This is a genomic window from Pseudoxanthobacter sp. (assembly GCF_036822375.1).
Lineage (GTDB): Bacteria > Pseudomonadota > Alphaproteobacteria > Rhizobiales > Segnochrobactraceae > Pseudoxanthobacter.
Genome location: NZ_DAISHT010000133.1, coordinates 1 through 9,669, shown reverse-complemented (window position 1 = coordinate 9,669; position 9,669 = coordinate 1). Strand labels below are relative to the sequence as shown.

7 protein-coding genes and 1 pseudogene are annotated in these 9,669 nt (G+C 69.7%); 2 read left to right on the top strand and 6 right to left on the bottom strand.

What is annotated here, in order from left to right; genetic code table 11:
* The 6 genes from V7067_RS12285 to V7067_RS12260 form a co-directional block, all read right to left on the bottom strand.
* On the bottom strand, positions 1–456 hold a 456-nt coding region (locus V7067_RS12285), incomplete at its 3' end, for a class I tRNA ligase family protein (RefSeq protein WP_334176193.1).
* Between the two features lie 424 nt (positions 457–880).
* Positions 881–2,722 carry an ABC transporter ATP-binding protein gene (locus V7067_RS12280; RefSeq protein WP_334176192.1) on the bottom strand — a complete coding sequence of 614 codons (1,842 nt, stop codon included), beginning with the start codon at positions 2,720–2,722 and terminating at the stop codon, positions 881–883.
* 105 nt (positions 2,723–2,827) lie between these two features.
* Entirely contained in the window at positions 2,828–4,048 is a 1,221-nt protein-coding gene (pstS, locus tag V7067_RS12275; protein WP_334176191.1) for a phosphate ABC transporter substrate-binding protein PstS, read from the bottom strand.
* A 249-nt stretch (positions 4,049–4,297) separates the two neighbouring features.
* Complete coding sequence (locus V7067_RS12270) at positions 4,298–5,038, bottom strand: acetoacetate decarboxylase (protein ID WP_334176190.1); 741 nt, start codon at positions 5,036–5,038, stop codon at positions 4,298–4,300.
* Between the two features lie 147 nt (positions 5,039–5,185).
* Positions 5,186–6,370 carry a patatin-like phospholipase family protein gene (locus tag V7067_RS12265; RefSeq protein ID WP_334176189.1) on the bottom strand — a complete coding sequence of 395 codons (1,185 nt, stop codon included), beginning with the start codon at positions 6,368–6,370 and terminating at the stop codon, positions 5,186–5,188.
* 245 nt (positions 6,371–6,615) lie between these two features.
* Entirely contained in the window at positions 6,616–7,635 is a 1,020-nt protein-coding gene (locus tag V7067_RS12260; protein ID WP_334176188.1) for an adenosine kinase, read from the bottom strand.
* Positions 7,636–7,983: 348 nt separating this feature from the next.
* Between V7067_RS12260 and V7067_RS12255 the strand changes: the two genes are divergently transcribed.
* Together V7067_RS12255 and V7067_RS12250 are read left to right on the top strand one after the other, a co-directional pair.
* Positions 7,984–9,261, top strand: a complete 1,278-nt coding sequence (locus V7067_RS12255; RefSeq protein ID WP_334176187.1) for a diguanylate cyclase — start codon at positions 7,984–7,986, stop codon at positions 9,259–9,261.
* Positions 9,262–9,431: 170 nt separating this feature from the next.
* A pseudogene (locus V7067_RS12250) lies at positions 9,432–9,669 on the top strand (inositol monophosphatase); the annotation flags it as partial.

Below are 9,669 nucleotides of genomic sequence, written 5' to 3'. Positions count from 1 at the left end.
CTGCACGCCCACCCAGTGGGCGGCGAACTGGCGGCATTCCTTGCGGAACTCGATGACCGGCACCTCGTCCTTGTTCTTGCCGGCGGCGCGGTATTTCTCCTCGATCTTCCACTCGATCGGCAGGCCGTGGCAGTCCCAGCCCGGAACGTAGTTGGAATCGAAGCCGTCCATCTGGCGCGAGCGGGTGATCACGTCCTTCAGGATCTTGTTCAGCGCGTGGCCGATGTGCAGGTTGCCGTTGGCATAGGGCGGGCCATCGTGCAGCACGAATTTCGGCCGGCCGGCGGCGTCCTCGCGCTGGCGGCGATAAAGGTCCATGGCCTTCCAGCGGGCGATGAACTCCGGCTCGCGCTTGGGCAGGCCGGCGCGCATCGGAAATTCGGTCTCCGGCAGGAACAGCGTTTTGGAATAATCGCGTTCGCCGGCGGCGGTGTCGCTGGTCTTGGTCTCGCTCATGACTGTCGTCTCGGGTTCGGCAGCCATCGGGGCCACCGCGAAAAAATCGGAAAGGGGGATGCCCCGGGGAAAGGGCGCAAGGGGCAGAGAGCACGGGGACGGAAGGCACAAAAGCGGTCTGCTGCAGGCAGGCCGCCCGGGGCATCCGCCGGCCGCCGCCGGTGGTCAGGGCGCGCCGCGGGCCGGCAGCCGCTGCCGCCTGTGGCCTTCCGGCGCCGTCATCCCGGCCCCCGCGCGCATCGACCCTCGACGGCCCGATGCCTCACGCAGAGGCCGGGCCGGTAATTCGCTCGCCGCGGGGCGCGCCGTGGGGGTCGAAGGGCATCGTCGCATCGCTCGTTACAGAGGGGCGGGGCGCCCGCAGGCGCCCGCGTGGCCGGGTTCTAGCAGTCCGCCGCCGCCGAGAAAAGCGGGAAGCGGGCTTTCACGCCCCGCCGGCCGCCGTTGCCGGGGCGGCATCGGCATGGCCGCCGTCCTGAAACTGCAGCCGGTGCAGGCGGGCATAGAGGCCGCCGAGCGCGATGAGTTCGTCATGGGTGCCGCATTCGGCCACCCGGCCCTGATCCATGACCACGATCTGATCGGCGGCGCGGATGGTGGAAAGCCGGTGGGCGATGACCAGCGTGGTGCGGCCCTGCGACAGCCGGTCGATGGCCTCGCGCACCAGATGCTCGGATTCGGAATCGAGCGCCGAGGTTGCCTCGTCGAGCAGCAGGATGGGGGCGTTCTTGAGGAAGGCGCGGGCGAGCGTGATGCGCTGCCGCTCGCCGCCGGAAAGGCGGGTGCCGCGCTCGCCGACCGGCGTGTCGTAGCCCTGCGGCAGCCGCCCGATGAAGCGGTCGGCGGCGGCCGCGGCGGCGGCGGCCTCAATGTCGGCCTCTGGCGCGCCCGGGCGGCCGAGGGCGATGTTGGCCTTCACCGTGTCGTCGAACAGCACGGCTTCCTGCGTGACCATGCCGACCGACTGGCGCAGGCTGGCGAGCGTTACGGTGCCGATATCGGTGCCGTCGATCAGGATGCGGCCGGCCTCGATATCGTAGAGCCGCGGCAGCAGGCCGAAGATGGTGGACTTGCCGGCGCCCGAGCGCCCGACGATGGCCGTGGTCTTGCCGCCGGGCACCACCAGATCGAGCCCGTCGAGGGCCAGCGTGCCATCGGGATAGCGGAAGCGCACGGCCTCGAAGCGGATGTCGCCGTGGCTGACCTGCAGCGGCTGTGCGCCGGGCCGGTCGACGACGCTCGCCGGCTCGTCGATGACCGCGAACACCCGCTCCAGCGCCGAAAAGCCCTGTTGCAGAATGGTGTTGAGGCTGCCGATGCCGCGCAGCGGCTGGGCGGCGAGCAGCAGCGCGGAGATGAAGCCGGTGAACTCGCCGACCGAGGAGGCCCCCGAGCCGATGCGCCAGCCGACGACCGCCAGCACGAGCGCCACGGCAAAGCCGCCGAGCGCCTCCATCACCGGCTCGACGCGGCTGCGCTGGTCGGCCGTCTTGATCTTGAGGCCGCGGATGACCTCGAACACCGTGTTGGCCCGGGTGCGCAGGTAATCCTCCAGCCGGTAGCTCTTGACGACGCGGGCGGCGCCGAAGCTCTCCGACACGAGGCCGGCCATCAGGCCCATCTGCTCCTGCTGGGTGGTGGTGACGCGCCGCACCCGCTTGCCGATGCGCTGCACCGGGATGACCGCGAACGGCAGGATGATCAGCGACAGCAGCGAAAGCTGCCAGTCGAGCCACAGCATGGCACCGAACACGGCGATCAGCGTCATCGCATCGCGCACCATGGAGGAGGTGGCGCGGGTCAGCGCCTCGCGGATGAAGCCGAGATCGGTGGTGAAGCGCTGCGTCAGGGCCGCCGGCGTTTCGCGCGAAAGGCGGGCGACATCGGCGGCCACCAGATGATCGTAGAGTTCGATCTGCAGCTCGGTCTCGATGCGCGTGGCCACCCGGTTGGTGAGCGCCACCTGCAGGTAAAGCGCCACGCTCTTCACCACCGTGACCAGCACCACCGCAACCGGCAGGAAGGCGATGGCCACCGTGTCGCGCGCGGTGAAGCTGTCGTAGGCGTGATTGATGATGACGGGATAGAGGCCCGTGGTGCCGGCGGTGATGGCCGTCACGATCAGCACCACGATCAGGCGGGGCCACAGCTTGCGCACATGGCTGCGCCACAGCCGGGCGGCCAGCGGCCCGCTGCGGTCGGGCGGAATCGGGGCCGGCCGGCTGCCGGGGGCAGCGCCGGGCTTCAGGCTTTCAGGCTTGCTCATCTGCGGCCAGCCGCTCCGTCGTCGGTCACTGGGCGCCTCGGTATCGCGCCCGCCGCCGGTTGGCAAGCCGCGCATCGGGCCGCACGTCGGGCCGCGCGGGCCGGCTCACTTCTGCGGCCAGAGCGACTTGTCGTCGGCAACGACGCTGGCCGTCCACAGCCCTTCGACCGCCTTCACCAGCGTCGGCGGCAGCGGCACATAGCCGAGGCCGTTCGCGGTTGCCGCACCGTGCTGATAGATCCAGTCGAAGAAGCGCAGGGCGGCGGCGGCATTGTCGCGGTTCTGCGGCACCGCGTTCATCACCACGAAGCTGGTGGCCACCAGCGGCCAGCCGCCGTTTGCGGTGGCATCGTGCTTCGCCGGATCGATCACGAGGTCGGCAAAGCCGAGGCCGCCGGTGAAGCCCACCGTCAGATCGTCGACGGTGCGGCGCACCGAGGCCGGCGTGGGCTGCACCGGGCCGGCGGTGCCGGCGAGCGTGGGCATGGTCGCCTTCACGGCCACGGCATCGGCATAATCGGTGTAGCCGATGGCGCCGGGGGTGGCGGCGACCGTCAGCGCCACGCCGATATCGCCGGTGGAGGTGAGGGTCTTCGCGCCCGCGGGCACGACCGAGCGGGCGGTGATGCCGGCGGTGCGGGCAAAATCCGGGCTGGCGGCAGCGAGATAGCGGTTGAACACGAGGCTGGAGCCGCCTTCGCGCTCATGCGAGACGATGGTGATGGCAAGGTCGGGCAGCGTCGTCGCCGGATTGAGCCGGGCAAGGGCCGGATCCGACCACCGGGTGATGCGGCCGAGATAGATTTCGGCCAGCGTCGCGGCATCGAGGGCCAGCGTGTGCACGCCGGGCAGCGAAACCACCGGCACCACGGCGCTGAACACCAGCGGCCACTGCACGAAGCCGTTGCTGGCAAGCTGCTCGGCCGGCCACGGCACGTCGGTGATGGCGAACGTCACCGATCCGGCGTCGATCTGCGAGCGCGCGGAAACCATGCCGTTCGGCTGGTAGCTGATCGGGACGTGGGTTTCTTCCTGAAACGCATAGGACCAGCGGCTCAGCACCGGAAAGACCACCGTGGAGCCGGCGCCGGTGACGACCGAGCGGGAATTGCGGTCGGAGAGATTGGCCTGTGCGAAGGCGGGCGAGGCCGGTGCCAGCACCGCCCCGGCGCAGCCGGCGGCCAGCACAGCGGCGGCGACGGCGGCCTTCAGCGATCTGCCGCGCCCGCTGTTCCCGCGCCCGCCGCTCTTGTGTCCGCAGCGGGCGCCGGCAAAGCCGGCATCGGCGAGGCGGGCGTCGGCGAGGCGCAGCATATCTGCCATCATGATCGGCATCGAACTCCACACCAGTCCAGCCGGACGCACAGGGCACGATCCCAGAGCACGCCCCCGTCGAAGGGGGGCGATCCCTCTGGCGGGCACGCCTGCGGCGCCGGCGCGGCGAGTGTGGTGTGCGGGGGCGGCCGGATCAAGGTGCCGGCCGCGCCTTTTGGCGAAGGCGCGGGGCGAATTCCGCCCCGCGTGGCATTCGCGCCATCCGGTTGTGCGGCCGGGCCGGCGTGTCGGGCCCGACCGTCAGGCCAGATAGTCGTGCACCACGGTGCCGAGATCGAGGGTGAGGTCGGACAGGATGTGGGTGCCGCTCAGCACTTCCAGCACCGGCAGCTGGGCCACCGGGGCCAGCGCATGGTGCATCAGCTCCAGCGAGGCCGGGCCGGTCCACGCGCCTTTGAAGACGATGTCCGTCATGTGATAGCGCACCAGTTCGCAGATGCGCGGCGAGCCGTCCACGTGGGGAATGATCTTCAGCAGATAGTTCGGCAGCTTCAGCGAGGCCATGACGGCGGCCTCGTCGAGCGACTTGTGCTTGTAGCCCATGGTGGCGGTGGCCACGCGGACCGGGCCGAAATGCAAATCGCCGATGAGGGTTTCCTTCTCCACGATCACCCGCGGGTTGGCGAGTTTCTTGGGGAAGCCCCACAGCTCGCGCCCGCCGACGATCGGCGGCTCGCAGTCGAGATACATGGAGTGGACATAGGCGCCGGGCTCGCCGTTGTAGACGACCGGGATCACCTGTCCGCTTTCGGTATAGTCGCCGAAGCCGGTGGAATCCGGCATGCGGATGAACTCGAACTTCACGATCGGATCGCGCACTTCCAGCGGCGCCGGCACCACTTTGGCCAGCGCTTCCGGGTCGGTGCGATAGGTGATGATGAGGAATTCGCGGTTGATGAAGCGATAGGGGCCAACCGGATAGGCCGGGCTGGTGAACGGCATCGCAAAGGCGTTCTTGCGGATTTCGTCTTCACTGATCATCGGGCAGGCTCCTTTTCGGGTCGGGCCGGCGGCGCGCCCCGGGGGCGGCGACGGCCTCAGGCCAACAGGCGGGTGGGCGGAGACGAGGCCCCCGGCACGCCGGCCGGGCCGGGGTGCGGGGCGTTCCTGCGGTTCGGGCAGACGGGCTCAGTCGGCAGCGTCGCGGTGGATGTCGTGGGTCACGACGCCGGCCTGATGGTGGCTGTGCGGCGGCTGGAACCAGTCGCGGTGGCGCAGCGTGCGGATGATGGTGTCGCGGCCGGCATTCCAGTGGTCGATCATGGTGTTGCGCGAGAACTCGTAATCCTTGTACTCGCGGTCGTAGCCATGGCGGCGGTAGATGAGGTGGATGATGTTCACCGCCGAACGCAGGCGATGATCCTCAAGGGCCTTGTATTCCGGCAGGTCGCGCACTTCTTCCGGCAGCTTGTCCAGAAGGTCGCCCACGGCGCGGCGCATCATCTGGGTCTGGCGGAAAATGTCGGTGTTGAGGCGGGTGCGGCTGGAGAACTGGATGTCCTTTTCGCGCTCGCCGACCTCGGCGATGGTGCGCGGGCGGTTGCCGACCGCGGCGAACAGGTCGACCTGAAAGATCAGCGAACAGTCGTCCGGCGCCTGCGTCAGCACATAGCTGAGCGGGGTGTTGGAGACGAGGCCGCCGTCCCAGTAAAGCTCGCCCTCGATTTCCACCGGCGGGAAGCCCGGCGGCAGCGCGCCGGAGGCCATGATGTGCTCCGGCGTGATGCGACGCTCGCGGCTGTCGAAATAAACGAAGTTGCCGGTGCGCACGTTCACCGCGCCGACCGAGAGGCGGACGGGGCTCTCGTTGTTGAGATAGTCGAAATCCACCAGTTCCAGCAGCGTGTCGCGCAGCGGGGCGGTGTCGTAGTAGCTGAGCGCGTTGTGGCTGCCGGCCGGCTGGAGCTGCGGCGGGGGAACGCGCGGGTTGAAGAAGCCCGGCTGGCCGAAGGTGAGGGCCGAATAGGACGAGAGCTGGTTGAAGAAGCTGCGCAGCATGTCGCCATGCGGCTCGAACGGCCACTGCACGCGGCTCGTCACCCGCTCCCAGAACGTGCGCATGCGCTCGATGCGCCGCTCCGGCGGGTTGCCGGCGATGAGCGCGGAGTTGATGGCGCCGATGGAGATGCCCGCAACCCACGTCATGTGGAGGCCGATATGGTTCAGCACCTCTGCCACGCCCGGCTGGTAGGAGCCGAGCGCACCGCCGCCCTGCAGCACGAGCACGACATTCTTGTAGTTCTCGGCCACCATCTGGCGGATGGCCTCGAAATCCTCGCTCGTCGGGGTCTCGGAAAGAGTGGGCTGTGGCACGGGTGCAAAACCTCTCGTCTGATGGCCGGCAACGAGATTAACGACATCGGCCGGCCCGATACAGCCCCCGCAAGATTACAATTTCATCACATTTGAGATTGCGGGGGCGGAATTGAACGCTGTTGCTTGCCACAGCAGGGCGCGGGCGCTGCGGCAGATCGTCTGGCGATGATTCACCGCCGGCCGTCCTGCCGCCGTTTCGACAGCGCCGCGGACACGGCAATGTTACCGCACTGGCCCCGCCGTCAGGCCGGATAGCCGGCCTGACGGACGAGATCGGCGAGCGAGCGCATCGGCCGCGGGCCGATCTGGGTGATGACTTCGGCCGCGCACAGGCCGCCGATGGCGGCGCAGTCGGCCAGCGGCATGCCGCGGGCGAGGCCGTACAGGAAGCCGGAGGCATAGAGGTCGCCGGCGCCGGTCAGGTCGGTCACCTGATTGACGGGGGCGGCGCGGACGTGGAAGGTTTCGTCGCGCGTCAGCGCCAGCGAACCGCCGGCGCCGAGGGTGACGGCGGCAATGGTGCAGTCTTCCTTCAGCGCGGCCACCGCGGCGTCGATGTCGCCGGTCTCGTAGAGCGCCTTCAGCTCGTGCTCGTTGGCGAACACGATATCCACGGTGCCGGTGCGGATCAGCGACAGGAATTCCGCACGGTGACGGTCGACGCAGAACGAATCCGACAGCGTGATGGCCACCTGCCGGCCGCTGGCATGGGCGATTTCTGCGGCGCGGCGGAAGGCCTGCTTGGCCTCCGGCGGATCCCACAGATAGCCTTCCAGATAGGTGATGGCCGCCCCGGCGATGGCATCGGCATCGGCTTCCACATCGGCCGTCGTCAGGGACTGGCAGGCGCCGAGATAGGTGTTCATGGTGCGCTCGCCATCGGGCGTGATCAGCACGATGCACACCGCGGTCGGCGCGCCGCCGGACAGCGGCGGCGTGGCGAAGCGGATGCCGAGATGGCCGAGGTCGTGGGCATAGGCGCGGCCGAGATCGTCGTCGGCCACCTTGCCGATGTAGCACACCGTGCCGCCGAGCGAGCCGACACCGGCGGCGGTGTTGCCGGCCGAGCCGCCCGACATGCGCACCACCTGCCCGAGATGGCCGTAGATTTCGGCCGAGCGGCCGGCATCCACCAGCCGCATTTCGCCCTTCACCAGGCCTTCGCGTACGATGAAATCGTCTTCGACACGGCCGAGGACATCCACGATGGCGTTGCCGATGCACAGCACATCGAAGCGGGGGGCGGGCAGGGTTTGCGTCATGGAAAGAACCTTGGAGGTGGACCGCCTGAGGGCGGGGCCGGGCAGGGCCGTGCAGCCGGTGGCCCCGGTGCGGCGGATGGCGGCGACCATGCCCCGGATTGGCGGGCAGGAAAAGGGGCCACCATGCCGCCGCTGTCCGGCGCGGGCGCCGCGCTGGCCGGAAACACCCAAAAATCGCCATCCCCGCCGCCTTGAAGCGGCCCGGCGAAGCTGCAACTGTGACCGCAGTGCCACCGCGGCCGGGGGACGGGGCTGGCCGAACGGGTGCCGTGCGCACGGGTGTCGCCGCGGCCCTTCGGTAAGGGGACGTCCGTGCAACGGGACGTCAGTGGCAGGTCTGCAATCGTCATGATTCAGCCGGAACGGCTTGAATGGGTGTTCTCGGTGCCGGTGCCGCTGCTGGTCGTCGCGGATGGCCGTGTGGTGCAGGCAAACGGGGCGGCCTGTGCGCTGCTCACGCCCGGGGCGGAGCCGGCGCTTCCGGCCTCGCTCGCCGATCTGTTCGGCGCGCCGGCGGCGGAACGCATCGCGGCGCTGTTCGCCCCGGCCGGGTGCACCCGCCGGGACATCGTGGTGCCGCACACCGCCGGCGGCGAGACCCGCGCTCTGGGGCTGACGCTGACCGGCCTGCCGCCGCCGGCCCGCGGCCATCTCATCACGATTGCCGATCACGGGCCGCCGCCGGCCGGCTCCGATGCCGGTCCCGCCGCCGCCTGGGCCGCCCGCCAGCCGGACCTGCTCAGCCTGCTGCCGCGCATCTGCGACCTGCTGCCGATCGGCCTCCACATCGAGGATGCCAGCGAGCACAGCCTGTTCGTCAACGAGAATTTCGTGCGCACGTTCGGCTACGGGCTGGAGGAGATCGAGCGGCCCGACCAGTGGTGGCCGCTGGTCTATCCCGACCCGGACTACCGGGCGCAGGTGAAGGCGGCGTGGGCGGAAGCCGTTGCGCTGGCGGCCCGCAACGACACCGAGATCGAGCCGCAGGAATGGACCGTGACGTGCCGCAACGGCGAGCGCAAGGTCATCCGCTTCCACAGCCGCCGCATGGGCGACTACAACATTCACGCCTATATCGACGTGACCGCCCGCCACCGGCTTGAGGCGGAACTGCGCGCACAGGCCAACACCGACGCCCTGACCGGCGCCACCAGCCGCCGCCACTTCTTTGCCGCGGCCGCCGAGGCGCTGTCCGGCCCGCGCGGGCTGTGCGTGCTGCTGTTCGACCTCGACCATTTCAAGCAGGTCAACGACAGCCACGGCCACGCGGTGGGCGACCGCGTTCTCCGGGTGGTCAGCGCGCGCTGCCGGCAGGTGCTGCGCCACGATGCCGAGCTGGGGCGGCTGGGCGGGGAGGAATTCGCCGTGCTGCTGCCGGATGTGTCGGTCATGGAGGCACGGGTGGTGGCCGAGCGTCTGCGGGCCACCGTGGCCCACGCGCCGGTGGAGAGTGCCGGCGGGGCGCTGTCGGTGACCATTTCGGTCGGCGGCGCGGTGCGCCACGAGAGCGACGCGGGCATTGACGACCTGATCGCGCGGGCCGACCGGGCGCTCTATGCCGCCAAGCGCAGCGGCCGCAACCGGGTGGTGTTCGGGGACGGGCCGGCGGCGGGCCGCGGCGACTGAGCGGCGCGGCGTGCGCCGCCGCCGCAATCCTCCCATTCCCGCTTGCCCCTTGCGCGGCAGCGCCGATTGTGGTGCTTGGCCGGCACGAGCGGTGCCGCGCAGCGGTCGGAGATCGTCACGATCCCGACCGGCGGTGCCGGGTTCTTTTCCACGGTTGGCGGGTTTTTGCGATGGCTCGTTCTGCGCTTCTCAACGTCATGGTTCAGGCGGCCATGAAGGCCGGCCGCGGGCTGGCCCGCGATTTCGGCGAAATCGAAAACCTGCAGGTCTCGCGCAAGGGGCCGGGCGATTTCGTTTCCGCCGCCGACAAGCGGGCCGAGCAGGTGGTGTTCGGCGAGCTGGAAAAGGCGCGCCCCGGCTGGGGCTTCCGCATGGAGGAAGCCGGCGAGGTGGCCGGCGACGGCCAGC